21 protein-coding genes and 1 tRNA gene are annotated in these 25,938 nt (G+C 50.6%); 15 read left to right on the forward strand and 7 right to left on the reverse strand.

Features of this window, described 5'->3' with window-relative positions; genetic code table 11:
• Positions 1-46 precede the first annotated feature (46 nt).
• Entirely contained in the window at positions 47-1,273 is a 1,227-nt protein-coding gene (locus tag AEST_RS15455) for an Nramp family divalent metal transporter (protein WP_008610163.1), read from the reverse strand.
• Positions 1,274-1,499: 226 nt separating this feature from the next.
• Here AEST_RS15455 and AEST_RS15460 point away from each other — a divergent pair, with 226 nt between their 5' ends.
• From AEST_RS15460 to AEST_RS15500, 8 genes are all read left to right on the forward strand, one after another.
• Positions 1,500-4,424, forward strand: coding sequence for an alpha/beta hydrolase family protein (locus AEST_RS15460; protein WP_008610164.1), 2,925 nt, complete (start codon positions 1,500-1,502; stop codon positions 4,422-4,424).
• 379 nt (positions 4,425-4,803) lie between these two features.
• Positions 4,804-5,628, forward strand: coding sequence for a DODA-type extradiol aromatic ring-opening family dioxygenase (locus AEST_RS15465; RefSeq protein ID WP_008610165.1), 825 nt, complete (start codon positions 4,804-4,806; stop codon positions 5,626-5,628).
• Between the two features lie 357 nt (positions 5,629-5,985).
• A complete protein-coding gene (locus AEST_RS15470) occupies positions 5,986-6,246 on the forward strand; it encodes a helix-turn-helix domain-containing protein (RefSeq protein WP_008610166.1) in 261 nt (86 codons plus the stop codon).
• A gap of 204 nt (positions 6,247-6,450) precedes the next feature.
• Positions 6,451-6,714, forward strand: a complete 264-nt coding sequence (locus AEST_RS15480; RefSeq protein WP_008610168.1) for a tyrosine-type recombinase/integrase — start codon at positions 6,451-6,453, stop codon at positions 6,712-6,714.
• A 96-nt stretch (positions 6,715-6,810) separates the two neighbouring features.
• The gene (hsdR, locus tag AEST_RS15485) at positions 6,811-10,344 is read left to right on the forward strand and encodes a type I restriction-modification system endonuclease (RefSeq protein ID WP_008610170.1); all 3,534 of its coding nucleotides are present in this window, start codon (positions 6,811-6,813) and stop codon (positions 10,342-10,344) included.
• Positions 10,345-10,435: 91 nt separating this feature from the next.
• On the forward strand, positions 10,436-11,593 hold the full coding sequence (locus AEST_RS15490) for a Fic family protein (RefSeq protein ID WP_008610172.1): 1,158 nt from the start codon (positions 10,436-10,438) through the stop codon (positions 11,591-11,593).
• Position 11,594: 1 nt separating this feature from the next.
• Complete coding sequence (locus AEST_RS15495; protein WP_008610173.1) at positions 11,595-13,160, forward strand: class I SAM-dependent DNA methyltransferase; 1,566 nt, start codon at positions 11,595-11,597, stop codon at positions 13,158-13,160.
• Positions 13,160-14,551, forward strand: coding sequence for a restriction endonuclease subunit S (locus tag AEST_RS15500; RefSeq protein ID WP_008610174.1), 1,392 nt, complete (start codon positions 13,160-13,162; stop codon positions 14,549-14,551). Before AEST_RS15495 ends, AEST_RS15500 begins: the two co-directional genes overlap by 1 nt.
• A gap of 368 nt (positions 14,552-14,919) precedes the next feature.
• Here the strand turns inward: AEST_RS15500 and AEST_RS15505 are convergent.
• The 3 genes from AEST_RS15505 to AEST_RS15515 all read right to left on the reverse strand — a co-directional run bounded on the left by AEST_RS15505 (position 14,920) and on the right by AEST_RS15515 (position 17,446).
• Positions 14,920-14,996: transfer RNA gene (locus tag AEST_RS15505), tRNA-Val, on the reverse strand.
• Positions 14,997-15,087: 91 nt separating this feature from the next.
• The gene (locus tag AEST_RS15510) at positions 15,088-16,101 is read right to left on the reverse strand and encodes a DUF3080 family protein (RefSeq protein WP_008610176.1); all 1,014 of its coding nucleotides are present in this window, start codon (positions 16,099-16,101) and stop codon (positions 15,088-15,090) included.
• The gene (locus tag AEST_RS15515) at positions 16,073-17,446 is read right to left on the reverse strand and encodes an MATE family efflux transporter (protein WP_008610177.1); all 1,374 of its coding nucleotides are present in this window, start codon (positions 17,444-17,446) and stop codon (positions 16,073-16,075) included. Before AEST_RS15515 ends, AEST_RS15510 begins: the two co-directional genes overlap by 29 nt.
• A gap of 62 nt (positions 17,447-17,508) precedes the next feature.
• Between AEST_RS15515 and AEST_RS15520 the strand changes: the two genes are divergently transcribed.
• Positions 17,509-18,132 carry a riboflavin synthase gene (locus tag AEST_RS15520; RefSeq protein WP_008610178.1) on the forward strand — a complete coding sequence of 208 codons (624 nt, stop codon included), beginning with the start codon at positions 17,509-17,511 and terminating at the stop codon, positions 18,130-18,132.
• Here the strand turns inward: AEST_RS15520 and AEST_RS15525 are convergent.
• Positions 18,129-18,329, reverse strand: a complete 201-nt coding sequence (locus AEST_RS15525; RefSeq protein WP_008610179.1) for a CPXCG motif-containing cysteine-rich protein — start codon at positions 18,327-18,329, stop codon at positions 18,129-18,131. The two genes, AEST_RS15520 and AEST_RS15525, sit on opposite strands and share 4 nt — an antisense overlap.
• 20 nt (positions 18,330-18,349) lie before the next feature.
• Positions 18,350-19,210, reverse strand: a complete 861-nt coding sequence (locus AEST_RS15530; RefSeq protein ID WP_008610181.1) for a fructosamine kinase family protein — start codon at positions 19,208-19,210, stop codon at positions 18,350-18,352.
• 139 nt (positions 19,211-19,349) lie between these two features.
• On the opposite strand from AEST_RS15530, the gene AEST_RS15535 reads away from it, so the two are divergent.
• The 6 genes from AEST_RS15535 (at position 19,350) to rplT (ending at position 24,689) form a co-directional block, all read left to right on the forward strand.
• The gene (locus AEST_RS15535; RefSeq protein WP_008610182.1) at positions 19,350-20,843 is read left to right on the forward strand and encodes a methyl-accepting chemotaxis protein; all 1,494 of its coding nucleotides are present in this window, start codon (positions 19,350-19,352) and stop codon (positions 20,841-20,843) included.
• Positions 20,844-20,854: 11 nt separating this feature from the next.
• On the forward strand, positions 20,855-21,385 hold the full coding sequence (locus AEST_RS15540; RefSeq protein WP_008610184.1) for a DUF6436 domain-containing protein: 531 nt from the start codon (positions 20,855-20,857) through the stop codon (positions 21,383-21,385).
• Between the two features lie 149 nt (positions 21,386-21,534).
• The gene (gene thrS / locus AEST_RS15545; RefSeq protein WP_008610186.1) at positions 21,535-23,451 is read left to right on the forward strand and encodes a threonine--tRNA ligase; all 1,917 of its coding nucleotides are present in this window, start codon (positions 21,535-21,537) and stop codon (positions 23,449-23,451) included.
• Positions 23,452-23,483: 32 nt separating this feature from the next.
• Entirely contained in the window at positions 23,484-24,026 is a 543-nt protein-coding gene (gene infC, locus AEST_RS15550; protein WP_083216217.1) for a translation initiation factor IF-3, read from the forward strand.
• 91 nt (positions 24,027-24,117) lie between these two features.
• Positions 24,118-24,315, forward strand: coding sequence for a 50S ribosomal protein L35 (gene rpmI / locus AEST_RS17105; RefSeq protein WP_083216218.1), 198 nt, complete (start codon positions 24,118-24,120; stop codon positions 24,313-24,315).
• 17 nt (positions 24,316-24,332) lie between these two features.
• Complete coding sequence (gene rplT / locus AEST_RS15555) at positions 24,333-24,689, forward strand: 50S ribosomal protein L20 (protein WP_008610188.1); 357 nt, start codon at positions 24,333-24,335, stop codon at positions 24,687-24,689.
• Between the two features lie 103 nt (positions 24,690-24,792).
• Here rplT and AEST_RS15560 read toward each other — a convergent pair whose 3' ends face one another.
• Positions 24,793-25,917, reverse strand: a complete 1,125-nt coding sequence (locus AEST_RS15560) for an META domain-containing protein (RefSeq protein ID WP_008610189.1) — start codon at positions 25,915-25,917, stop codon at positions 24,793-24,795.
• Positions 25,918-25,938 lie beyond the last annotated feature (21 nt).

Consider the following 25,938-nt stretch of genomic DNA (forward strand, 5'->3'; position numbering starts at 1 on the left):
AGCCGGAGGTCTGAGCTCTTACCGGTACCGGAGACGTGTGGATAAGTTAGCTAATGGCGAGGTAGAGGGTGCGGCCGCTTAACAGCAGGGTGATAGCCAGCACGCTAAAACCGAGCAGATTTTGCCGTTTGGTATTGCGATAATGCCCCAGCGCTTTGGAATTGACTGCGACTAACAGACAAAGCGTAATGATCGGTAATAAAATGCCATTGGCGACCTGGGCAAACCAGATCACGCTTAAGGGTTTCAGCCCCAGGCTGGATATGGTAATACCCATTACCATCACCAGCAGCCAGGTCATGCGAAACTGCTGCGGATTGAGAGCCAATAAGCCTTGCAGCGCATAGGCCGCGGCCAGTGGTGCCGTTAGTGCCGATGATAAGCCTGCGGCCAGTAAGCCCAGCGCCATCAGATAACGGGCACTGGCACCAAACAGCGGCTCCAGCGACAGAGCCAGCTCACCGGCGTTACTAAGCGTCAGTCCTTTACCAAAAAATGCGCTAGCCGCCGTCGAGACTATTGCCAGAGTAATTAGGCCACCCAGCGGAATAGCGGTACGCAGATCGGCGGCAGACTCCGCCAGCGCCTGGGCTTTGTCGGTAGTTTGCCATTTACGGGCCGCACTGGCGGCATGTAAAAACAGCGAGTAGGGCACAACGGTAGTACCAATCAGTGCAATCACCGTTAACGTTGCGCCCTCCGGTAGTTGCGGTACTAAAAGTCCGCGCAGTATGGCCGACCATGCCGGTTGGGTTAGCAGCATGCTGCTGATAAAGGCCAGACTCATTAATAGCACCAGGCCAATTAACCAGCGCTCAATTAACTGATAGCGGCCTTGCCATAGGATCGCCGCAGCGATGGCGCCTAATAGCAAAGCCCAGGGATTCAGCTTGCTGTGCTCTGCCAGCGCAAGTCGCCAGGCGGTATCTCCCCAAATGGCTTCAGCACCCAGGCTGGCACCCGTCAGATTACCGCCCTGATAGGCACTGTTACCCAGCACAATAGCGGCAATAACCAGCAGATAAAGTAAGACCCGCAGCAGCGGATGTTGCAGTTGCTGGCGCAAATTCTCACCCAGCCCCCGACCGGTTACGATGCCTAATCGTGCCGCCATCTCCTGCAAAATCAGCGTTGCTAACACCGAAAACAGCAAGGCCCACAGCAAAGCATAACCAAAGTTAGCACCGGCCAGTGATGCAGTAACTACGGTACCAGGTCCAATAAAAGCAGCAGTAACCAGGGTGGCGGGGCCAAAGCGGGGGATAAAGCGCATAACTCAATCCAAAGATAATTAGTTGCTTATCATAACCTAAGAATGAAAGGCAAAAGCAATAGTTGAGTTTTTAGTGTGAATAACCGATCACCTGAAAACGACATTCACTAAAATACAGATGTTGCTTTTTATCCTGTCAAATCGCCAGTTGGCAGGATTTTGCTGCTGGCGCAATTCTCCCTGTGCTAGGGTAAGCACTGCAAAATAACCAGAATAAGTGCTTGCTATGAAAAGACTTCAATACTCTGTTAGCCGTGTCGCCCTGGCACTGGCAGTCTCGTTTTCCCTTGTTTCCTGTAGTCAGCTTGGAACGACAACTAACACGGCGCAGCTGCAGCCAAGCGCCGTGACTATTGCGGCCAGTAGCGCCGATGTGACTCATCTTAAACCGTTAAGCCTGAGCGACATTATGCAGTTTCGCGAGATCAAAGAGCGTGCGGTTAGCGGTAATCAGCAGTGGCTACTTTATACGGCTGAGCCGGATTTTGGCGACAGTACCGGCTATGTGCGGCATTTACTCAGCGAGCGCGAGTTTAGTATTGAGCGCGCAGATCGTGGCCAGCTCAATCAAACCGGCAGTTTTGCGCTGTTTCGCCAGCAGGCGCCGCTGTTAGCGCGTGAACAAGCTAAAAACGATAAGGCTAAACGTGATGCCCTAGCGCAGAACGCGGTATTAGTTAATACCACGACTGGCGAGCAGCGGGTATTTACCAATATCGAACGCTTTAGCTTTACCGGTGCCGGTAACTATGCCCTGTTACTGGCGCGCAAAGCCGATAGCAAAGACAGCAGCCAATTGCTCCAACTGCTGGATTTACAAAGCGGTAAAGTGAGCGATTTAGGGCAGGTGACAGAGTTTGCTACCGCCAAAGACTCGGACTTAATCGCCCTGGTCATTGAGCAAGCAGGCGTTGAGCAAGCAGGCATTGAGCAAGCCACCACTAAGCAAACCACAACAGACAAAGCGGCAAAAAACACCAAACCAAGCCAGCAGGTGTTAGTTTATTTCCCTGCCGAGCAGCGCAGCCTGACACTTACTGAAGCTAACGCCGACATCAAACAGCAATTGCGTTTTAGCCCGGATGGCCAGCAACTGGTATTTTTTAGCGCTGCTAAAGCCGAAAAAGGCCAGGAAGTTGCTCAGCAGCTGTGGCATTGGTCGGCTAAAGATTCAACAAACAGTACTAAAAACCCGGCGCGGCCATTAACTGTGGCGCAAGAAGGCTGGCTGTTAAGCGATAAGCAGGCACCTGAGTGGCGTGAGGATAGCCGGGCGGTACTGTTAGGTTTTCGGCCGCTCGTCGCGCCGACAGTAGAAGCGGAGGCACTGGAAAATGACGAGCAGCTGTTTGATTTAGCTCGCCTGGCCGCCGGGCGAAAACTGCAGGTGTGGCATGGTCAGGATCCGCGGATTATCCCGCAGCAAAAAGCGGAATATCAGCAAGCGCAGCGCCGCACAGCTCCGGCCTTGCTCTGGTTGGATAATAGCAGTGTGGATAACAGCAGCCTGGTAAGCAGCGCCACACCACGACTGGTAGCGCTAAGTGCCGATATCGAAGATCGGCTGTATCCATCGCAAAACCCGCAGGCGGCGCTGCTCAGCAATGGCCGACCTTATCTGCAGCAACTGACCTGGCAGGGCCGGTTACATGATATCTGGCATGTTAATTTGCACACCGGACAACGCCAGCAGGTCTTTGCCGGCAACCCGTCTTACGAGCGTGCGCACCTCTCACCCTCTGGCCGTTATGCGTTGTATCAGCAGCAGGGCAAACTCTGGTTATTCGATAGCAGCGATGGCAGCAAACGCCAGCTGGCTGCGGATATTAAGGTGTCCTGGGTTGATGAAATGCACGATCGGCCAGAGCCTGCCGCAGCTTACGGCGTAGCCGGCTGGCTAGCCGATGAATCGGCGGTGCTGGTTTATGATCGCTTTGATATCTGGCAACTGGGCCTGAATGGCGACAACCGTAATCTGACGGTAAATGGCCGCGACACAAATTGGCGTTATCGCTTTGAACAAACCGATGCCAAAGCGCAGGCTATTGCCGTAAATAGCAAGCTGCTATTACGCGGTTTTAACGAGCAGAGCAAACAAAGCGGTTTTTATCAGCTGAACCTGGCAACGGGTGAACGACAAACCCTGATCAGCGGCAATAAGCGCTACGATTTTGTTGAAGCGCTGGAACAGCAGGATGCCTACCTGTTTACCGAGCAGAGCTTTCGCCAGTTTCCGGATCTTAAACTGGCGAAGCCTGATTTTAGCGAGCCAACGCAGCTAACTAATGTTAATCCGCAGCAGCGCCATTTCGTCTGGGGCGACAGCCATCTGATTGACTGGTTTACCGCCGATGGCGAGCGGCTGCAAGGCGTGGTATTAACACCGGATGGGTATGACCCAGCTAAGCGCTATCCGGTGCTGGTGTATTACTACGAGCAATTCTCTGACCGTTTGTTTAGCTATAACCAGATGCGGGTTAATCACCGGCCGAACTTCCCGTTTTACTTAGGGCAGGATTATGTGGTGTTTTTACCGGATATCCGCTTTCGTGAGGGGGCGCCCGGGCCAAGCGCCACCGAATCCTTACTGCCGGCGCTTGACCGCTTAATCGAACTGGGGATTGCCGATCCTAAAGCCATTGGTTTGCATGGCCATAGCTGGTCTGGTTATCAAACGGCTTTTGTGATCACCGAAACCGATCGTTTTGCCGCTGCTGTCGCTGGCGCGCCGGTAGCGAATATGACCAGTGCCTATAGCGGTATTCGCTGGCAAACCGGCCTGGCGCGACAGTTCCAGTATGAAACCGGCCAAAGCCGCATTGGCGAGTCGATGTTCGACAATCTCAAACCTTATATTGATAATTCCCCGGTGTTTTTTGCCGATAGAATTAACACGCCGCTATTGATCCAATTTGGTGATAAAGACGGTGCTGTGCCTTGGGAGCAGGGGATTGAGCTGTATTTAGCATTGCGCCGCTTGGATAAAGATGTGGTAATGCTGCAATACGAGGGCGAAGATCACCATCTGGCGGACTTTGCCAACAAGGTGGATTACAGCATGAAAATGCTGGAGTTTTTTAATCACTACCTAAAAGGCGAACCGGCACCACTGTGGTGGCAGCAAGGGCAGCCGTATCAGCGCAATGACTAAGCACTAGTTAACATCATCAACACCAGGCGCCAACTCTTGTTGGCGCCTGGTATAAACCGTAACAGGCATACAGCTTTCTTAAGTAGTACTAAAGCGCAATACTTGCACGGAATGCTGTAACGTAGAGCCGACAGGCATAAGCAGGAAGGTCGCGCGAATCTGTCACCCTGCCAAGAGCTACTGGCACTGTGAGGTGTCGGGATGGGGCAACAGAAGTCAGCAGAGACCGTAGTCGTGATGTAAAACCGACATCATGAAGGGTTGGACTTGTCACGAGCGGCAAGTCACACGTGCTCTCGTCATTATTAATCGCGGAGCGGACGTTATTCCGGCAGGAATAAGCTACACTGGTGCAACTTTACCACAGGAGCTGTTACTGATGTCTGAAGCAATGCCTGATTCGCCGCTAACGCAGCCGACTTATTTTATCCCACATGGTGCCGGCCCCTGTTTCTTTATGAACTGGAACCCCGCCAATACCTGGCAGCAGATGGCGGCTTTTTTAAGCGGTATCGAGTCTGATTTACCAGCGCCGCCAAAAGCCATTCTGCTAATTTCGGCACACTGGCAGGATGACGCCTTTGCGCTGACCGCCGCGGCCAAACCCGATCTTATTTTCGACTATTTTGGTTTTCCGGAAGCAACTTATCAGCTGACTTATCCGGCACCCGGCGCACCTGAGCTGGCGGCGGCGATTGCCGAACGGATTAGCGCAGCGGGTTTACCCAGCCGGCTGGAGCAGAGTCGCGGTTTTGACCATGGCGTTTTTATCCCGTTAAAACTGATGTTTGCTAAGGCAGAGATCCCGGTAGTGCAGCTGTCACTGCAACGCGGCCTGGATGCCTCAGCGCATCTGCAGCTTGGCACGGCATTGGCGCCGCTGCGCGAGCAGGGCGTACTAATCGTTGGCAGTGGCATGAGCTTTCATAATATGCGGGGCTATGGCGATCCCCGCTATACCGCGCCCTCAGAGATTTTTGATCGCTGGTTAACCGATGCCGTGCAGGCCGAGCCGGCAACACGCTATGCCTTGTTGCAGCAGTGGCAAACGGCGCCCCATGCCATAGATTGCCATCCGCGCGGGGCCGAAGAGCATTTGCTGCCGCTAATGGTTGTTGCCGGAGCCGCCGGCGCGGCAAACGGCCGTAAAGTGTATTCAGAAAATGTGCTGCGCACCCAGTTGTCAGCATTTCGGTTTGGTTAGAATGACGAGCAAAGTTGGCTAGCTCGCAGGCAGTGTTGTCCGTTCAGCCAGATACTGAAGTCGGTGGCGCTGTTGATGGTGGGGGTGCCTGGAGACTATCTTGCTGGCTGCCAATAGAGTTAAAGGCTAAACATTGCAACTAGGGTGTTACTGATCGCGGTTTGGGTATTCGTATCCAAACAGCTTGATTTTGGCAAAGTTGAAATATTTTGATGCTGACTAATTGGGAGGGGGGCAGCTATGAGCGGCGAGTGTTGATATAGCAAGCAGGTATTACGACGAGAAAAGTTTGCTATATGGCAAACATTGTAGAATAGGCCTATAATGTTTGCTAATTGGCGAACACTGGAGGGTGTTATGGCAACCCGAGTAGCAATTGGTAAAACAATACGTGCAAGCAGAACCGCCCTTGGCTATACCCAACAGGCGTTGTCCGGACGAACAGGTATTCATAAATCAACCATCTCCGAGATTGAAAATGGCCGCTTTAGCGGTTCCTTTGATATTTTTGAACGGGTGCTGGATGCGTTGGATCTGACGTTTGAAGTTACCCCTAAACAACACCGTCTGCCGGATTGGGATGAACTGGATACCTTGTTCTCGGAGCATGAACAATGAGCAGTCCCAGCTCCCCGTTGTTGTTACCGGCCCAGATCAACACTATTACTGTGTGTATTGAGGGTAAAGAGGCCGAGGGTTTAGCGCACGATACCATTCAACGGGTATATGGTGCGCTTAAAACAATGCTTAACTATGCAGTGAAAAGAGCTGTGCTATCTAAAAGCTTGGCATATTCAAAACGCTAATCCCATCAGAGGCCTAGTGTTTCCATCACTAGTTACCGGTAAGCGTCTGGATAAAAAAGCCATGCAAAAGCCCTGGGCGAAAATTCGTGAGTTAGCCGGTTTACCGGATAACCTGAACTTGTACACTTTGCGGCTTAACTTTGCTAGCCAGTTAATTGCCAAAGGCGCAGATTTGTTGACGGTATCTAAGTTGATGGCACATACCAATATTCAAACCACCATCAAACACTATGGCCATTTGGTGCAAAATAAAGCTAAAGAGTATTTGGATTTCCTCTAAGAACATGTGTGTTAGATTATTGCCTTAGGTTGCTACAAGTGGTACAAACTTATCTTTAATATTTAAAGATAAATCATCAGCTTGCGATGAGGGATTATGACGCAGCCGGTTGTAACTGCCAACCAGTCTAATTTTGTTTTTCTAAACGAATACGATCCGCTGTTTTTGCAGCTGGCGCAAAGTGCTGAGCGAGCCTTTAGTGCTGACCCCAATACTACTTTAATTAAACTGCGCCAGTTTGCTGAAGCGATAGCGCAGGAAGTAGCTGCACGCTCCGGCGTTGCTTTTGACGCGCAAACCACACAAGCAGACTTACTTTACAAGCTTAATCGCGAGCTGGGGTTTGACCCCAGTGTGCGCGAGCTGTTTCATATTCTGCGTATTGAGGGAAATAAAGCCACCCACCAGTTTAAAACTCAGCACAAAGAGGCCCTAGATGGCTTAAAAGTCGCCCGGGCGTTAGCGGTGTGGTTTCATCAGGCCTTCGGTAAGGCTGGTACGCAGTTTAAAGCCGGGCCTTTTATTGCACCGAACGACCCCAGCAGCCAATTACGGCAACTGCAGCAAGATATAGAAAAGCTAAAAGCCGATTTAAACCAGGCCAATGTGCAGCTGGATAGCAGCCAACAGCTGCATGAGCTGGTTGCAAAAGAAAAGGCGGAGTATGAAGCCTTAGCCTTGGCAATGGATGAAGAAGCCAAGCAGTTGGCGCAGCAAGCGGCGTTGCACGAAGCGGCATTAAAGCAACAGCAGCAAGAATATGAAGCGAAGATCCAGCAGTTGCAGCAGCAAATTGCCACCCAAGCCAGTGACGATGTGGCCAAGCAACAAAGTAGCGTTAAGCAAAAAACGCAGGCGGCCAGCCAGTATATTACCCTTAATGAAGAACTTACTCGTATTCTGATCGATCAGCAGCTACGAGATGCCGGTTGGGATGTTGATACGCAGGAGTTAACCTTTCAAAAAGGTTGTCGGCCAGAGAAAGGCAAAAACAAAGCAATTGCCGAGTGGCCAACCAAATTAAACGGCGAAGGTGGTCGTGCCGATTACGCGCTGTTTTGCGGGTTAACGCCGATAGCGGTAGTCGAAGCGAAAAAAGAAAACGTCAATGTGGCCGGTAAAATCGACCAGGCTGAACGCTATAGCCGGGGTTTTAATGTGGTATCGCCGCTAACCGGTGCCTGGGAGCTGGCAGGCTTAACCGTGGCCTGGCCGGATAGTCACGATGGCCATTACAAAGTGCCCTTTGTCTATTCCTGTAATGGTCGGCCATATGTGCCGCAACTGGCTGAACAATCGGGCACCTGGTTTCGTGATGTACGCGAGCAGAGCAACCTAAAGCGCGCGTTGCAGAGTTTTCACACACCGGAAGGCTTGCTGGATCTGCTAAAACGCAGCAAGGCGCAAGCCGAACAGCAGCTTAAGCAAGAGCCTTTTGGTTACTTAAAAGTAAGGCCGTACCAGCAAAAAGCCATCGAAGCGGTAGAAATGGCACTGTCAGAAAACCGCCGTACTGCGCTGCTGGCGATGGCGACCGGCACTGGTAAAACCCGCACCATCATTGGTTTAATGTATCGCTTTTTAAAAGCAGAGCGCTTTAAGCGTATTTTGTTTTTGGTTGACCGTACCGCTTTGGGCCAGCAAGCATTAGATGCCTTTAACGAAGCAAAGCTAGAGCAAAACCATACCCTCTCTAAGATATACAATATCGCTGATCTGGGCGATATGGCGGCAGAGGCTGAAACCCGCATTCAGGTTGCCACTGTGCAGGCGATGGTAAAACGTATCTTTATGAGCGATAACCCGCCAGCACTGGATCAGTTTGATTGTATTATTGTCGATGAAGCGCACCGCGGTTATACCTTGGATCAAGAGATGACCGAAGGCGAGCTGGCCACTCGTGATGCCAGCCAATATTTGTCGAGTTACCGCCGTGTGCTGGACTACTTCGATGCCTTTAAAGTGGCGCTTACCGCGACTCCAGCCAAGCATACCAGCGAGATCTTTGGTAAACCGGTATATACCTATTCCTACCGTGAAGCCGTAGCTGATGACTGGTTGATTGACCACGAGCCGCCCATCCGTTTTGAAACCTTGCTTAGCCAAAATGGCATTAAGTTTGAAAAGGGCGCCAAGGTCAGTGCCATTAACACCCACACGGGTGAGATTGAATCAGCGGATCTGGAAGACGAACTTAACTTTGATGTTGAAGCCTTTAACCGCCGGGTAATAAACGAGAACTTTAACCGGGTGATTTGCCAGCAGTTAGCCAAAGAGCTGGATCCTTTTGGTGACGAGAAGACCATGATCTTCTGCGCCACCGATTTACACGCTGATATGGTAAAGCGCCTGTTAGATGACGCCTTTAAAGCCATGTACAACGGCGACTATAACCAGGCGGCGGTGGCCAAAATTACCGGCCAAAGTGATAAGGTTGAGCAGCTTATCCGGCAGTACAAGAACGAGCGTTACCCCAGTATCGCTATAACGGTCGACTTACTCACCACCGGTATTGATGTGCCAACCATCTGCAACCTGGTGTTTATGCGCCGGGTTAAATCGCGCATTTTGTACGAGCAAATGATTGGTCGTGCCACCCGCCGTTGTGACGACATTGGTAAAACGGTATTTCGCATTTACGACCCGGTAGATATTTACGCCGCACTGCAAGATGTGAACACCATGAAGCCGCTGGTGAAAGACCCTAACATCACGTTAGAGCAGTTGGTGGACGAGCTGACCACACCGGATAAACTACAACAGGCGTTAGCCAGCCCCGGTGAGCAGCAAGGCGAAAGCTATGCTGATGTGGTGCTTAGCCAGCTAAGCCAAAAAGTGATGCGGGTGCTGCGTAAAGCCGAAAATAAAGCAGAGAGTAAGCCTGCGCTTAAGCAAAAGCTTACCGAGCTGCAAGATTTGTGGGGCGTAGAACCTAAAAGCCTGCATACCCATTTAAAGCAAATGGGGCCCACTCAGGCGGCGCAGTTTATTCAGCAACACAGCGGGCTGTTAAACCAGCTGAATGAAGTAAACAGCCTGGTCGGCTCAGTGTATCAGCCGGTATTGTCGGATCACCATGACGAGCTTAAAGAACGCAAGCAAAGCTATGGTGAATACGAAAAGCCAGAAGATTACTTAGAGAGCTTTAATCAGTTTATTAAAGGCCAGCTTAACCAATCGGCTGCGCTGGCGGTGGTAGTAAATAAGCCGCGTGACTTAAGCCGGGAGCAGTTAAAGGAAGTAAAACTGTTGCTGGATAGCGCCGGTTACTCCGAGGTGAAATTACGAGGTGCGGTACGCAATCAAACCAATCAGGACATCGCAGCCAGCATTATTGGTCATATTCGCCGTGCTGCGCTGGGCGAACCACTGTTGCCATTTGAGCAGCGCGTAGCCCAAGCAATGCAGCGCTTGTATCAGCAGCACAACTTTAACCCTAACCAGCGCAAGTGGTTAGAACGCCTGGCCAAGCAGCTGGTACATGAAGTGGTGGTCGACCGGGATTTCGTTAATAACTGCTTTGCTAACGATGGCGGTGCTAAGCGGCTAAATGCAGTGCTGGATGATCAGTTAGACACGGTGCTGGCAGAATTAAGCGAGGGCATTTGGTTGCAGCAGGGTTTATCGTAACTAAACCAACTTAAATTAAGCAGAGGTCTTATTTTAAGTTGGTAATTAAGTTAAATTAGCGGCCGGTTTTATTTTAACTTCAGGACAAATTATGCAGCGTGGAAGCACAGGGCATTATGTAGCCAGTATTGCCGGCGGGGTTAACTGCCAGGCTTTTGTGCCTGCCCCCTTGCCACCAAAGCCGGCGCTGCAACTCGATAGCAAGCTGCAAGGGCGCATTAATCAGGCTATGCTGGCGCTGGGCAGGCTGGATGCCATCAGCACTTTGCTGCCCGACGCCCGTTTGTTTTTATACAGCTATGTGCGTAAAGAGGCGGTTATGTCTTCGCAAATTGAAGGCACCCAATCGTCACTGAGTGATTTAATGCTGTACGAAATGGAAGGCATGCCCGGCGTGCCGATGGACGATGTGCAGGAAGTGTCTTGCTACGTTAGTGCGCTGGAGCTGGGCGTTACCCGAATAAACGAAGGGCATCCTATTACCTTTCGGCTACTTACCGAATTACACCGGGCGTTAATGACCTCGGGGCGTGGCATAAGCAAAGGCCCGGGAGAGTTTCGCAAAAACCAGGTTTGGATTGGCGGCTACCGTGCCGATGAAGCCACCTTTGTACCCACGCCGGCGCAGGAGTTGGCGCAGTGCTGGGCCGACTTAGAGCGCTTTTTAAATGACATACCAGAACAAACCGACCCGTTAATCAAAGCGGCGCTGGCCCATGTACAGTTTGAAACCATTCACCCCTTTATGGATGGTAATGGCCGGCTGGGGCGGTTACTTATTCCGCTGATTTTGGTGCAGGCTAAGGTATTAAGCCAGCCGCTGTTATACCTGTCGGTGTTTCTTAAAAAGCACCGGCAAACCTATTACGACCGCTTACAACAAGTACGCACCAGCGGTGATTGGGAAAGCTGGCTGCTGTTTTTTGTTGATGCGGTGGCCGCTACCGCAACCCAGGCCGTGCAAATGGCGCAGCAGCTAAATAACTTACGCAGCGAGCACCGTGCCGCACTGTCTAGCTTCGGCCGCATAGCATCATCAGCGCAGCAGGTGCTGGATGTGTTATTTGAATACCCCATTGCCAATATTAATACCCTGGTACAACACAGTGGCTTAACGGCTGCTACGGTGGGTAAGGTGATGGATAAACTGCTACAACCCGAATTAGCCTGGGTGCAAGAGTTAACCGGCCAAAAGCGTAACCGGGTATTTGCATACCGTGCCTATATTGAAATTTTGAATCAGGATTAACATGACCAACAACGACATAGTACAAAAACTCTGGAACCTGTGTGACGTACTGCGTGACGACGGCATTAACTACAGCGATTACGTAACCGAGTTAGTACTGCTGCTGTTTATAAAAATGGTGCATGAAAACACCGAAGCCGGCACCTTAAAAAAACACCCGCTGCCAGAGGGCTGCCGCTGGACGGATTTAAACGGCAAGTCGGGTATAAACCTGCTAAACGATTACAAACGCATTTTATTAAGCCTGTCGACCGGTAAAGATGCACTGGGCAATATCGTTCACCAAGACCCGCTAATCAGCGCCATATACGCCGATGCGCAAACCCGCCTGCGTGAGCCACGCCATTTAGAGCAGATGATTAAAACGCTGGACCAAATCGACTGGTTTAGCGCCGCTAAAGACGGCCTGGGCGATTTATACGAAGGCTTGCTGGAGAAAAACGCCGGTGAAACCAAATCGGGCGCTGGCCAGTACTTTACGCCACGCGCCTTAATTAACAGCATGGTGCGCTGCATTAAACCCAAAGCAGGCGAGGTAGTACAAGACCCCGCCGCGGGGACTGCCGGCTTTTTAATTGCTGCTGACGCGTACATTAAGCAGCATACCGATGATTTGTATGATTTAACCGCCACTGAGCAAAGCTTTCAGCGCAATAACGCCTTTGTTGGTATTGAACTGGTGCCCGGCACCCGCCGCTTAGCGTTAATGAACTGCTTGCTGCACGGTATGGAAGGCGACGCTGAAGGGGTAGTGCATTTAGGCAATGCGCTGGGCGATAGCGGTAAAAGCCTGGCGCGTGCCGATATTATTTTAGCCAACCCACCCTTTGGCACCAGCAAAGGCGGTGAGGCCAGCAATACCCGTGACGATTTAACCTATAAAACCAGCAATAAGCAGCTGGCGTTTTTGCAGCATATTTACCGCAACCTTAAACCCGGCGGCCGCGCCGCTGTGGTATTGCCCGATAACGTGCTGTTTGAAGCGGGCGTGGGCACAGACGTGCGCCGCGATTTAATGCACAAGTGCAACCTGCACACCATCTTGCGCCTGCCCACCGGCATCTTCTATGCACAGGGTGTAAAAACCAATGTGCTGTTTTTTACCAAAGGCAGCGCGAAAGATAAGCACCAGCAGGAAAACTGCACTGAAAATGTGTGGGTGTATGACCTACGCACCAATATGCCCAGCTTTGGTAAGCGCACGCCCTTTGGTGAGCAGCATTTAACGCCGTTTGAAGCTGTTTATGGACAAGATCCTAATGGCCAAAGCCCACGCCAAGAGGGCGAATATAGCTTTAACGCTGAACAGGTTGAAGTGGCTGAAACTGATGAGAACCAGGGCGTAGACAGCAAGTTAGCCCATAGCCGCTGGCGCAAATTCAGCCGTGACTGGATCCGCGAACATAAAGCCGACTCGCTGGATATTAGCTGGTTAAAAGATAAAGACAGCGTCGATGCCGCGAATTTGCCAGAACCCGATGTGCTGGCGCGAGAGGCTAAAGATGAGCTGGAAGCCGCGCTTAGTGAGCTGGATGGGTTGCTTAAGGCGTTGGAAGGGGCGGTGTGATGGTAGTCGGCGATAGTGTAAATGAACAACTTCCTCCCGGGTGGGCCTTAACTAAGTTGGATGAGTTGGTTAGTCTGCTTCGTGGAGTAACATACAACAATAGCCAATCATCAGACACTGCTCATGAAGGCTATTTACCCATAATTCGTGCTAATAATATACAGAAAGACAAACTCATACTCAGGGATTTTGTTTATGTACAAACTGAACTTGTTAAAGAAATACAGAAAATTAGAAAGAACGATATTATCGTAGCGATGTCGTCTGGAAGTAAATCTGTTGTTGGAAAAACTGCAAAATCAGTTAGTGATATTGATGCTGGATTTGGTGCTTTTTGTGGGTTACTGCGACCAACTAAGTTGGTTGTTCCCGAAATTATTAGTTTCTATACAAGGGGATCTTATTACCGAAATAAGGTTTCTGAGTTGTCTGCTGGTGCAAATATCAACAACTTAAAACCAGCTCACTTTAGTGAACTTGATTTTCCGCTCCCCCCATTCGCCGAACAAAAAGTTATCGCCGAAAAACTCGACACCCTGCTGGCACAGGTCGACAACACCAAAGCCCGCCTCGAGCGGATCCCTGAGATCCTAAAACGCTTCCGCCAATCCGTCCTCGCTGCTGCGGTGAGTGGCAAGTTGACGGAAGAGTGGCGAGCAACAGAATCAACTTTAGCTGAAGTGGCTGAGTTTCAAAACGGATTTGCTTTCAAAAGTGAATGGTTTGAAGCGACTGGCCAGTACCAAGTGATAAAGCTAGGCAACATTAGAGATGGGTATTTGGCTTTAGAAAATTCTCCAGCATTTGTCTCTCATTCTATTGCAGAAGAGTTCGCAAAATTTACTCCAAAGCTCGGCGATACACTTTTGAGTATGACCGGTACTCGATTTAAAAAGGATTATGGTTTTGGTTGTCTAGTTAATGATCAAAAAAATCTTTTAATTAATCAACGTGTAGGAAGGTTAATCCCAGATCAAAAATGCGTTTTGCCTGCATATCTAAATATCTTTGTTCGCTCAGATAAGTTTAGAGACCAATTTTTTGCTGGTGAAACAGGTGGCGTAAATCAAGGGAACGTTGGTTCTAAGCATATTATGTCAATTGAGTTATCCCTGCCATCTATAAATATTCAAATTGAAATCGTCCGCCGGGTAGAAGAGATGTTTGCCTTTGCCGACCGAATTGAACAAGCCGCTCAGGCCGCACTTAGCCGGGTAAATAACCTGACCCAATCCATCCTCGCGAAAGCCTTTCGCGGTGAACTCACAGCCGACTGGCGGGCGGCTAACCCTGAGCTGATAAGCGGTGAGCATAGCGCTGAGGCGTTGCTGACGCGGATAAAGGCGGAGCGGGTAAAGCTTAAGCCAACCAAAAAGGTCAAAGCAGGATGATGGCGTGCTATAACCAACATCACAGATCGCGTCTCCGGTACGGCAAGCGTACCGGAGACGGGCGCTTCGAAGTTGGCGGGCGGTTAACCGCGAGCTGATTAGCGGTGAGCATAGTGCTTAGGCATTGCTGGCGCGGATAAAGGCGGTGCGGGATAAGGTTAAGCCAATGAAGAAGCTCAAAGTATAATGGTTGCGTGCTATAGCCAACATCGCAGGTCGCGTCTCCGGTACGGCAAGCATACCGGAGACGGGAGCTTCGTAGTGAGCAGCTTATGTTTGTAAAGTGTTTGCAGGCGCAGCGATGTGATAGTGTGTACCAGCAGTAAAAACAAAAACAGCACCATAAGGTGCTGTTTTTGTTAGGAATTTGGTGCGTCCTAGTGGACTCGAACCACCGACCCCCACCATGTCAAGGTGGTGCTCTAACCAGCTGAGCTAAGGACGCAAATGTTGTCGCTGACAACGGGCGCTATGTTATTGCGCGCCTTGCACTTTGGCAAGTGTTTTTCAGTACCAGCGTTGTGTTTGCCTGAAAATTAGCCGGTCAGTCCTACCGGACACAGTTGGTTTAGTTGTTGGTACCAGCCAACGTGCTGTAGTAGCTGTTGTTGCAGTTCTGTGGCCGGTTGCTGATAGCGTTGCTGCAACACCGGTAACAGGGGGCTGTCCTGGTAAAGCTCGGCGATTAATGGCCAGCTTTGCTGCTGATAGCGGTTAAGCTCAGCGAGGTACGCCTGTGCCTCGCCGATAAAGTATTTACGAAATACCGTGGTTAAAATGGTGAGTTGTTCGCTTTGGCCGCGTGGGCACAGGCTGGCGGGTGCCAGGCTAAGTAGCGGCGGGTTAACCGCATTAAACCAGCTATTGGCGTAGCGCAGACTAAATTGCAGCTGCGGGAAGAAGTCGGAGCGGTACAAGCTGGCCAGCGCGGCTTCGGGATCGATGCGGCTGGCGCTATACCAATCTTCGCGGGCAATAGCTTGTTTTAGCTCCAGTAATTGCTGCAGTGCGCCCAGGCTGGCGGTAAAACCGTTGTCGCTACCCGGTATCAGTGCCTTGTTGCTACCGAGCCAGGTTTTACGCAAAGTATCATCGGTTTGCAGCATATTACTCAGGGCAATACCGATAGTTTGTTGTTTTTGCTGGTAAACCTGCGACAGTTGGCTTTTTAGCGGCTCCTCCCACGCTTCAGTCAGGCAAAGCTCAAGCGTGGCCAGAAAGCGCAGTTCATAATGCAGGCGTTTGCTGGCAGTAAAAACTTTACCCAGGCTGCTGTTACGCTCGGCGATTAGCTGATCCAGGCCGCAGCGGCGGGTGGCAAAGGCATCCAGCAGATTAATCCGCAGATCCGGCAAGGGTTGTTGCAGTGCCGACTTGGCCGGTAATGCAGCCGCAGCCGGCAACTGAGGTTTAGTGCTATCCAGCTCCAGCACCCGGTTTAACCGCTGCTGATAGTCGCGCAGCGTTGCCACGCCGGCACTGTCGCTGCAACCGCTTAACAGCAGCGCTAAAACTAAAAGATTAAGCAGCAGTACCTGTTTTAAAAGCATGCTCTATCCTGTTGATCTGTTTGCGCAGCACTATCGCAAGGGCGATAGCGGCACAGGTAAGGCCAATAATAATGCCGGTCCAGAAGCCAAACACACCCATCGGTTTCACCAGCCAGTTGGTTAAACCTAATACGGCACCCAAACCAAAACCGATTGGCCAGTACGAGATTAAGGTAATAAAAAACACCGGCTTGGTAATTTTCATACCGCGTAGCGCACAGGCCGCAACCACCTGCACCGCATCGGAGAACTGATAGATCGCCGCCAGAATTAACAGCGAACTGGCCAGAGCGATAACCGCCGGATCCGGCGAGTACAACGCCGCAACATAACCTCTGAACAGCAGCGTAAAGATTACCGTCAGCAACGACATGGCTACCGATAACACTATCGCCGTGCTGATGGCCTTTTTCAGCGCCATCACATTTTGTTGTCCGACTAAATGGCCTACCCGGATGGTAGTTGCCAGTCCGAGCGACAACGGTAGCATAAAGACTATAGCACTGTAGTTATGTGCCACCTGATGGCCAGCGACCACGATGGGCCCCAGGTGCACTATCACCAGTGGAATACAGGCAAACAGCGTCACTTCAAAAAAGATGGAGAACGCAATCGGCGTGCCGATGCGGATAATTTGCCATTGATCTTTAACGCTTAGCCACAGCTTTTCCGGCCAGTGGCGGTAGGGGCGGGTGCTGCGACTGGTATAGCCATAAACCAACATAGCAACAAACATTGCCAGGAAAACCAGGCTGGTTGCCACACCACAGCCGGCGCCACCCAATGCCGGCATTCCCAGCTTGCCGTAGATAAAAATATAGTTCGCCGGTACGTTAACCAAAATCCCGACAAAGGCAATCCACATACTGGCTTTGGTATTCCCCAGGCCTTCAAACAGATTGCGCATCACCATATAGCCCGCGGCGGGGAATAAGCCAAAGCTGACATAAAATAAGTAGTCGAGGGTTTTTTCCCGCAGCAGCGGGTCCATATTCAGCCTTGATAGCGGAATATCGGCAAATAACATCAACACGAATAACAGCGCTGCCATGATAAAGGCCAAATACAGTGCCTGTAACGTATAGTGGCTAATCGGTTTGGTTTGTTTACTGCCATAGTACTGCGCCACAATCGGCGTTAAGGCCAGCAATAAGCCCTGCATCGTCAGCACGACCGGCAACCAAAGACCCGATGCCACAGCAATAGCGGCCATATCGGTAGCACTGACCCGGCCGGCCATAACGGTATCAACAAAATACATTAGCGTTTGGGTAAGCTGAGCTAACACTATCGGGCCAGACAGTTTTAAAATGGTTCTGGCTTCAAAGCGGGAAAAAGGTAACATGAGCGCCAATGTCGTATCGAGCGTAAAAATAGGCGCGTAATGTACCACAAACAGAGGTGTGAATGTTTACCGGAATAGTACAAACCCAGGCTGAGATTACCCAAATTCACGATGTAAACGGTATTCGCCGTTTAACAGTGCAGGCGGGGGCTGATTATTTACAGCAGCTAACACGCGGTGCCAGTATTGCGATTAACGGTGTGTGTTTAACTGCCACCGAATTTAATAGCGCGGCCGGCTGGGTCTGTTTTGATGTGATAGCAGAAAGTCTGCAAAAAACTAACCTTGGCACTTTGGTCGTTGGCAGCCGCGTCAATCTAGAGCGCTCACTGCGTTTTGGTGATGAACTGGGTGGTCACATTGTCTCTGGTCATGTCCAGGCTACTGCGACACTGAGCGCGATTAAACGGGATGCTGATAATGTGGGCTTTGAGCTTAGTGTACCCGCCGAGCTGCTGCCTTATATCCAGCCGAAAGGCTTTATTGCGGTGGAGGGCTGCAGTTTAACCGTCGGTGAAGTGACGGCGCAGGGCTTTAGCCTGTATTTAATTCCAGAGACTCTGCAGATCACCAATTTAGGCACTAAGCAGGTTGGCGATAAGCTGAATATCGAATTAGATCAGCAAACGGTCACCATTATCCGCACCGTAGTTCGGCTGTTAGCTGAACGCTTTAACACGCTCTAATAGTACTGCTCGTCGTCGGCATCGACAAAAATCTGCACCTTATGCCGCATCTCATCGACATGCACCCGGATATGCATTGGATTGCAGCAATTGCTGCAATCCTCGGTGTAATCCTGATCTTCATCGGTGGCTTCGACACAGATATCCGTCGGGTGCCCGCAAAATGGGCATTGAATACTATGGAAAATGGGCTGCATCCCAACCTCCGTTTAATCTGTTAATGAAACAGCTGTTTAATCAGTTCCTGTGCCTGCAGCAGATAACTGCCCCGGAATTGATTGGCATGGTTTAGTACATGATACAAATTATAGAGGCTTTTGCGCTGTTGGTAGCCTTCATGCAGCGGATATACCGCCTGATAGCTTTGATAAAAGGCTTCCGGAAAACGGGCAAATAAACCGGTAAAGGCCACATCGGCTTCGCGATCACCAAAATAACAAGCCGGATCAAACACCACCGGGCCTTCGGCGGTAAAGCCAACATTGCCACGCCATAAATCACCATGTAGCAGGCTTGGCAGCGGTTTATGCTGTGCCAGCAGCTGGCGGCTTTGTTCAACCATTTTATCGATATTACCTACGCCAAAACCTTGCTCGGCCAGTAACTGCAATTGCCAGCCTAAGCGCTGCTCTGAGAAAAAACTGCTCCAGTTGCTCTGCCACTGATTTGGTTGTACGGTCAGGCCAATAAAATTATCCCAATCAAAACCGAACATTGCCTGTTCATGCCGCGCATGCAGCGCAGCCAGCTGCTCACCGAGTTGTTGCCAGCCCAGTTCGGTTTCCATTTGTAGTGGCAAATATTCCAGTACTAAAAAGGCTTTATCCAGCGTCTGACCAACACAGATCACTTCTGGTACCCGGATGGCGCCTTGCTGGGCCAGTTTTTGCAGCGACCACTGTTCATTTTCAAATTGCTCCAGCCGTTCGCGTTGGTTCAGTTTGACAAAAAATTGCCGGCCCTGGCCCTGAATATGCCAGGCCAGATTAACCGAGCCACCGTTTAGTGACGCTTTGTCGGTGATCTGAAAATCAATATCCAGCTCAGTGCTGATTTGTTCTGCAATACTTTGCCACATAGGTACCATCCTGTTGTTTGCCTAAACTGAGTATGGCTGATTCTGCGCAAATTTCCTTGATCCCGAATAAGGCAGCAGTCGTAAAAGTAAACTAATATACGTTGTATCCAACAGCGTTCGCTGTGCACTGGAGTCAGTTATGACCACCCTTAACCTGCGTTTCCGGCAACAGGCTTTTAAAATTGTTGCCGCCGTGAATCTATTGCTGTTTTTATTGGCACTGGTGTTTGCAATGTTGTTCGGTAGCTGGCTAAGTGCCTTGCTTATCGGTTTGCCGGCGTTAGTTGTGCCATATTTCTTGTATAAACTACTCGGTGATCACCTATTGGCGCGTGTCGGCTATGGCGTCAGCTTTATGTTGTTTGCGGCGCTACATATTCATCAGTCCTTTGGCTTAACCGAAATTCACTTTGGCATCTTTGTCCTACTGGCGATTTTGTTTGCGTTTCGGGATCAGTGGGTAATTATCGTTGCTGCGGCGGTGATTGCCGTGCATCACTTGCTGTTTATGTGGCTACAACAACAAAACGCCGGCGTGTATTTATTGCCGGAACAGTCCAATACCTTAGGTATCGTATTGATCCATGCCGCCTATGTGATTGTTGAGGCGGCGGTCTTAGTTGTGATGTGCCGGCAGGCGTTACGCGAGGCCAAGGTTGGACAAGCTTTATTTGACGCCACCGATGCGCTGTTAAATACCCAGGGGCAGGTAGTGTTAAATCAACGTGCCATGGAGCTGGATTCAAAGGTCGTTGCGGGTTTTAATAAGGTGCTGACGGTGTTACAGCAAACATTGCAAACCTTTAATCGTTCGGTACAGCAACTGGACACGCAGTCCGATAAGTTGGAGCTGGACGGTAAACAACTGGCAGCCGGGATGCAGCAAAAGTTGCGGGAAGTTGAGCGTATTGCCGCTGCTACGGAGCAAATGTCATACAGTATTGCGGACTTGCACAATATTGCGCAGCAGGTCGCAACGGCGGCAGGTTCTGCCGAGCAGGCCGCCCTGTCAGGTCAGCAGGTAGTCAGTGCGACTATTGGCTCGGTACGGCAACTGGCGGTGCAACTGGCGCAAACCGGTGACAAGGTCAATGATATGGCGCAGGCCAGCACGGATATTCGCAAAGTATTGGATGTGATCCAGGCGATTGCAGAGCAAACTAATCTACTGGCGCTTAATGCCGCTATTGAAGCCGCCCGGGCTGGTGAGCAGGGGCGGGGCTTTGCGGTAGTCGCTGACGAAGTGCGGACATTGGCATCCAGAACTCAGGCATCGACGGTTGAGATTAAGCAGATTATTGAGCGCTTAGTCAGTTACAGTCAGCAGTCGGTTGACGTTGTGCAGCAAAGTGTTGGTCAGTTAAACGATACCCGGCAGCACGCAGAACAAAGTGACACCTTATTAACAGCAATCCTGACTGAAGCCCGTCAGGTTGCACAATCGGCAGTGACGATGTCGTCAGCGCTGCAGCAACAAAACAGTGCCAGTAATGAGGTCGCCGGCAGCGCACAGCAGTTAAAAGTGATGGCGCAGCAACAATCCACCCAAAGCGAAGCCGTTGCCGTATCGGCCAGTCAACTGGCCAAGGTGGCAACACTGCTGCAGCAGGAGACCGGTAAATTTATCGTCTAACTACGTTACTGTTGCCATTATCAGGGCGACAGCGCCTCTGGCTGGCCTGGTCGCTGTTTATCAGTTGGCTGTTATTAAGCAGTATTGCGTTATATCGCTTTGGTAACAGTCACTATGGTGTCTTTGACCCTGAGCTGCGATGGGCGGGGCAGACAGTGCCGCTGAGTTTAGCTGCGTTAAATATCGTCGCAGCCAGCGACCGCCAGCTGGTGCATGTGCTGGACAACCAGTGTGGCTGTTCACGGCTGGCACGTCAGCACCTGCAAGCACTGTCTGCTGAGCTGGAACAAAATGCTGTCGAACAGCATTTTCGCAGTGCAGCTGAGCTTGCCGCCGCCGGTTTTCATTTACCCGCTGTGCCGGCGCTGCTTGTGTTTCAGCACGGCAAGCTGCTTTATGCCGGCCCTTATGCCAGCGGACCACTGTGTAGTCCTGCCAATAGTTTCTTACCAGCACTCTTTTCCGGGCAAAGCCGTTTGCCCGGTACCTGGCTGAATGGCGAAACTAAGGCTTGTCGTTGTCTGGTCAGTCCCGGCACTTAATGATACTATGCCGCTGCGTTTTATTGCTTCAGCGCGCGACGTCGTGCAGATGGCTTTTCGTTTAAGCCATTAACTGCCCGGCAAGGCGCTGAATTTTCTCAACCCCACAAGTGACCCTTGGTATGGGCCACCACTGTTAAGGACTTATCATGCCAGTTATTACTCTGCCAGATGGCAGCCAGCGCGCCTTTGAGCAAGCTGTTTCCGTATTAGATGTGGCCAAAAATATCGGCCCGGGTTTAGCCAAAGCGACCATCGCCGGTAAGGTCAATGGTGAGCTGGTTGATGCGTGCGAGCTGATTAGCCAGGACGCCAACCTAAGTATCGTCACTATCAAAGATCAGGAAGGCCTGGAAATTATGCGCCACTCCTGTGCCCACTTATTAGGCCATGCCATTAAGCAGCTGTGGCCCAATGTGAAGATGGCGATCGGCCCGGTAATTGAAAACGGCTTTTATTATGATGTCGATCTGGATCAGCCAATCAGCAGCGACGATTTAGCGGCGCTGGAAGCGCGGATGCTGGAACTGGCGAAAACTGAATACGATGTGGTAAAGCGTAAAGTCAGCTGGCAGGAAGCCTGGGATACCTTTAATGCCCGCGGCGAAAGCTACAAAATGGAAATTCTGGAGCAGAATATCCCGCGTGATAGCCAGCCGGCACTGTATCACCACGAAGAATATACCGATATGTGTCGTGGCCCGCATGTGCCGAATATGCGCTTTTGCCAACACTTTAAAATTATGAAAGTGGCCGGCGCCTACTGGCGTGGCGACTCGAAGAACAAAATGCTGCAGCGCATTTACGGCACCGCCTGGGCCGATAAGAAGCAGCTGGCGGCCTATTTAACCCAACTGGAAGAGGCTGAGAAGCGCGATCACCGTAAAATCGGTAAGGCGCTCGGTTTATTCCACTGGCAGGAAGAAGCGCCGGGCATGGTGTTCTGGCATAACGATGGCTGGACCATCTTCCGTGAGCTGGAAACCTTCGTCCGCGAAAAGCTGGGTCAGTACGAGTACGATGAAGTAAAAGGCCCCTTTATGATGGACCGGGTGCTGTGGGAGAAATCCGGGCACTGGGAAAAGTATGCCGAAAATATGTTTACTACCCAGTCTGAACACCGTGAGTACGCCATTAAGCCGATGAACTGCCCGGGCCATGTGCAGATCTTTAACCAGGGCTTAAAATCCTACCGTGATTTACCGCTGCGGATGGCAGAGTTTGGTTGCTGTCACCGTAATGAGCCATCAGGTGGCTTACATGGTCTGATGCGGGTGCGCGGCTTTACGCAGGACGATGCCCATATCTTCTGTACCGAAGAGCAGGTGCAGACTGAGGTTACCAAGTGTATCAAGATGGTATTTGATACTTACAGCACCTTTGGCTTTAAAAACATTAAGGTCAAGCTGTCGACCCGGCCAGCCCAGCGTATTGGTTCAGATGAAATCTGGGATCGCGCTGAGCAGGGCCTGATAGATGCGTTAAAAGCCAATGAGATTGCCTACGACCTGCAGCCAGGCGAAGGCGCTTTCTATGGCCCGAAAATCGAATTTACGTTGCATGACTGCTTAAACCGTGCCTGGCAGTGCGGCACTATCCAGCTCGATTTCGCCTTACCAGGCCGTTTAGGTGCCAGCTATGTGGCGGAAAGTGGTGAGCGGCAGGTGCCGGTCATGATCCACCGCGCGATTTTGGGCTCGTTGGAACGTTTTATCGGTATTCTGATTGAAGAATATGCCGGTTTCTTCCCAACCTGGTTAGCGCCAACCCAGGTGGTGGTGATGAATATTACCGATAATCAGGCCGAATATGTGCAACAATTGGTAAAAACTTTCAAATCTCAGGGCATAAGAGCAATAAGTGACTTGAGAAATGAGAAGATAGGCTTTAAAATTCGCGAGCACACGCTTAAGCGCGTCCCGTACCTGGTGGTAGTTGGTGACAAAGAAGTTGAAGCTGGCGATATCGCAGTCAGAACCCGCAAAGCAGAGGATCTGGGTAAGATGTCGGTGGCTGCTTTTGTTGAAAAACTGACCGCTGAAATTAAAAACCGGACCGCGAGCTAAGCAAACAGGAAACTTTTTCGGAGGAACATACTATTAAAGTAGGAAAGAAAACATTACCTTCAAACCGTCCTAACCGGATCAATGAAGAAATTAACGTACCAGAGGTACGCTTAATTGGTGTAGAAGGTGAACAGCTGGGTGTAGTCAGTATTGCTGAAGCCAATCGTCTGGCAGAAGAAAGCGGCGCCGATTTAGTAGAAATCAGCCCGACAGCTGAACCGCCAGTATGTAAGTTGATGGACTACGGTAAGTTCCTGTTCGAAAAAGGCAAAGCTCTGAAAGAGCAAAAGAAGAAGCAAAAACAGATCCAGATTAAGGAAATTAAATTCCGGCCTGGAACTGATGAAGGCGATTACCAGGTAAAACTACGCAACCTGCGTCGCTTCATTGAAGAGGGTGACAAAGCTAAAGTAACGCTGCGCTATCGTGGTCGTGAAATGGCGCATCAGGAAATCGGTATTGAGATGTTGACTCGAATTAAAGAGGATCTGTCTGATATCGCCATCTGCGAATCTTTCCCTTCACGGGTGGAAGGTCGTCAGATGATTATGATGCTGGCCCCAAATAAGAAGTAATAAGTGCCTGCAAGTGTAAAGAGCTGCGGCTTGCCGCAGTTTTTTAACGCCTTATTATTCGTTGTAATTTAACAATGCGAGTTTAAATACTATGCCTAAGATGAAAACCAATAAAGGTGCTGCGAAGCGTTTTAAAAAGACCGCTTCTGGTAGCTTTAAACGTAAGCAATCACACCTTCGCCACATCCTGACGAAGAAGTCTTCTAAGCGTAAGCGTCAGTTAGGTCCAAAAACCTTAGTCGCTAAAGTCGATGTTGCCGGCTTAGTCCGTTGCATGCCGTACGCATAAGTCATTAGGAGACAGAAATGCCAAGAGTTAAACGTGGTGTCACGGCGCACGCGCGCCATAAGAAGGTATTAAAGCAGGCTAAAGGTTACTACGGTGCCCGTAGCCGTGTTTACCGGGTTGCTTTCCAGGCCGTTATCAAAGCCGGCCAATATGCTTACCGTGACCGTCGTCAGCGTAAGCGTCAGTTCCGTCAACTGTGGATCGCGCGTATCAACGCTGCGTCACGGATGAACGGTTTATCTTACAGCCGTTTAATTGCAGGTCTGAAAAAGGCTTCAATTGAAATCGACCGTAAGATCCTGGCCGATATCGCTGTATATGACAAAGCGGCTTTCACTGCTATCGTAGCTAAAGCAAAAGACGCTTTAGTTTAAGATTAGTGTGAAGCATAAAAAAACCACCGTAAGGTGGTTTTTTTATGCCAAGTTTACACAGGTATCTGACCCCGAACGTTGTTCGGGGTCAGATACCCAAGGTTCAGTTAACCGCCGGGATCAGCTCCATAATCACCTGGTTATTGCGGAACAACTGCAGCTTATCGGCATTCACTTCAGCGCGATCGGCTTGTTGCAGCTTTTCGGTAAACTGTTGCTCAATAGTGCTAGCATCGGCACAGAATTTACGGGTACTGGCCAACTGCTGTACGGCAAAGGTATTGGCGCGTTGCTGGTAGCTGGCATTAAAGTTGTTACAACCACTAAAGCCATACAACTTATCTTTTTCAAAGATCAGTCGTACATTCAATGAATGTGGCACATAGCGATCAGCAATTTTTTCTGCCCGCCAGACAATACCCTGTAAATCCTTCATCGCAAACTGATTCGGGCAGGTCGCATTTGGCCAGAACTGCTCAAACTTATCAATAAAGAGCGTATCGGTGCCGTGTTGGTCCGGCCCCTTACGGCCAACCAGACTGGCAATCACCGCTTTATTGCTAAAGCGACTATCCTGCTGATACAGCCGCATCATTGGCAAATGGTTTTGCGTATTGGCCACCGGTAAGCTTTCGCCGGTCTGACATTTGGTAAAGGTGGCCTGATTATTCTGCAGCCGGTATAAGCCGAGCATTGGCTGGCGGGTATCCAGCTTTTTCAGCGCTTCCAGCCGGTTTAACTGATAGGCATCAGAGCGGGTAATAGGTCTGCCAGCCAGATCGGTCATCACTAATTGCCGGTTAGAGCGAAAGTGAAAAGATGGCAGATTAACCTGTTGATTAACCAGATGCAGAGTGCGACGCTCTAATAACCAGGCACCACTGACCAACTCCACCTGACCCCGTTCCAGATATTCCTGCCGCGCTTCAAAGCGGCCATCGCGGTACAGGTTAATATGATAGCTGATCCCCGGGCAGTCGGCACAGGGCAGCACACCTTCAAAGGTCATATCACTGTCGATAAAGATGTGTTCAAAGTCCGTGGCCAGGGCTTCTGTGGTCGCGCTGTTTGCCACTTCATTCACATCTTCTACCTCTGCCGGCAGCGGGATCGCTGGCGTCGCCGGCTTAGTGGGGGCCGACAGCGTGGTGGGCTGATCAGCGCCAAAATGGGGAAGCTGACTACAGCCGGCTAGCAGCACAGCACTGGCAATAACGAGTTTTTTCATAATGACTCTTCGCTAAAAAAT

This window comes from Alishewanella aestuarii B11 (assembly GCF_000280055.1).
GTDB classification, from domain to species: domain Bacteria; phylum Pseudomonadota; class Gammaproteobacteria; order Enterobacterales; family Alteromonadaceae; genus Alishewanella; species Alishewanella aestuarii.

Coding starts and splice junctions, on each gene's coding strand:
- AEST_RS15465 (WP_008610165.1), top strand. CDS start 4,804: ATGTCTGAAGCAATGCCTGATTCGCCGCTAACGCAGCCGACTTATTTT.
- AEST_RS15470 (WP_008610166.1), top strand. CDS start 5,986: ATGGCAACCCGAGTAGCAATTGGTAAAACAATACGTGCAAGCAGAACC.
- AEST_RS15520 (WP_008610178.1), top strand. CDS start 17,509: ATGTTTACCGGAATAGTACAAACCCAGGCTGAGATTACCCAAATTCAC.
- AEST_RS15460 (WP_008610164.1), top strand. CDS start 1,500: ATGAAAAGACTTCAATACTCTGTTAGCCGTGTCGCCCTGGCACTGGCA.
- AEST_RS15455 (WP_008610163.1), bottom strand. CDS start 1,273: ATGCGCTTTATCCCCCGCTTTGGCCCCGCCACCCTGGTTACTGCTGCT.
- AEST_RS15490 (WP_008610172.1), top strand. CDS start 10,436: ATGCAGCGTGGAAGCACAGGGCATTATGTAGCCAGTATTGCCGGCGGG.
- rpmI (WP_083216218.1), top strand. CDS start 24,118: ATGCCTAAGATGAAAACCAATAAAGGTGCTGCGAAGCGTTTTAAAAAG.
- AEST_RS15500 (WP_008610174.1), top strand. CDS start 13,160: ATGGTAGTCGGCGATAGTGTAAATGAACAACTTCCTCCCGGGTGGGCC.
- rplT (WP_008610188.1), top strand. CDS start 24,333: ATGCCAAGAGTTAAACGTGGTGTCACGGCGCACGCGCGCCATAAGAAG.
- AEST_RS15530 (WP_008610181.1), bottom strand. CDS start 19,210: ATGTGGCAAAGTATTGCAGAACAAATCAGCACTGAGCTGGATATTGAT.
- AEST_RS15495 (WP_008610173.1), top strand. CDS start 11,595: ATGACCAACAACGACATAGTACAAAAACTCTGGAACCTGTGTGACGTA.
- AEST_RS15535 (WP_008610182.1), top strand. CDS start 19,350: ATGACCACCCTTAACCTGCGTTTCCGGCAACAGGCTTTTAAAATTGTT.
- AEST_RS15560 (WP_008610189.1), bottom strand. CDS start 25,917: ATGAAAAAACTCGTTATTGCCAGTGCTGTGCTGCTAGCCGGCTGTAGT.
- thrS (WP_008610186.1), top strand. CDS start 21,535: ATGCCAGTTATTACTCTGCCAGATGGCAGCCAGCGCGCCTTTGAGCAA.
- hsdR (WP_008610170.1), top strand. CDS start 6,811: ATGACGCAGCCGGTTGTAACTGCCAACCAGTCTAATTTTGTTTTTCTA.
- AEST_RS15510 (WP_008610176.1), bottom strand. CDS start 16,101: ATGCTTTTAAAACAGGTACTGCTGCTTAATCTTTTAGTTTTAGCGCTG.
- AEST_RS15525 (WP_008610179.1), bottom strand. CDS start 18,329: ATGCAGCCCATTTTCCATAGTATTCAATGCCCATTTTGCGGGCACCCG.
- AEST_RS15515 (WP_008610177.1), bottom strand. CDS start 17,446: ATGTTACCTTTTTCCCGCTTTGAAGCCAGAACCATTTTAAAACTGTCT.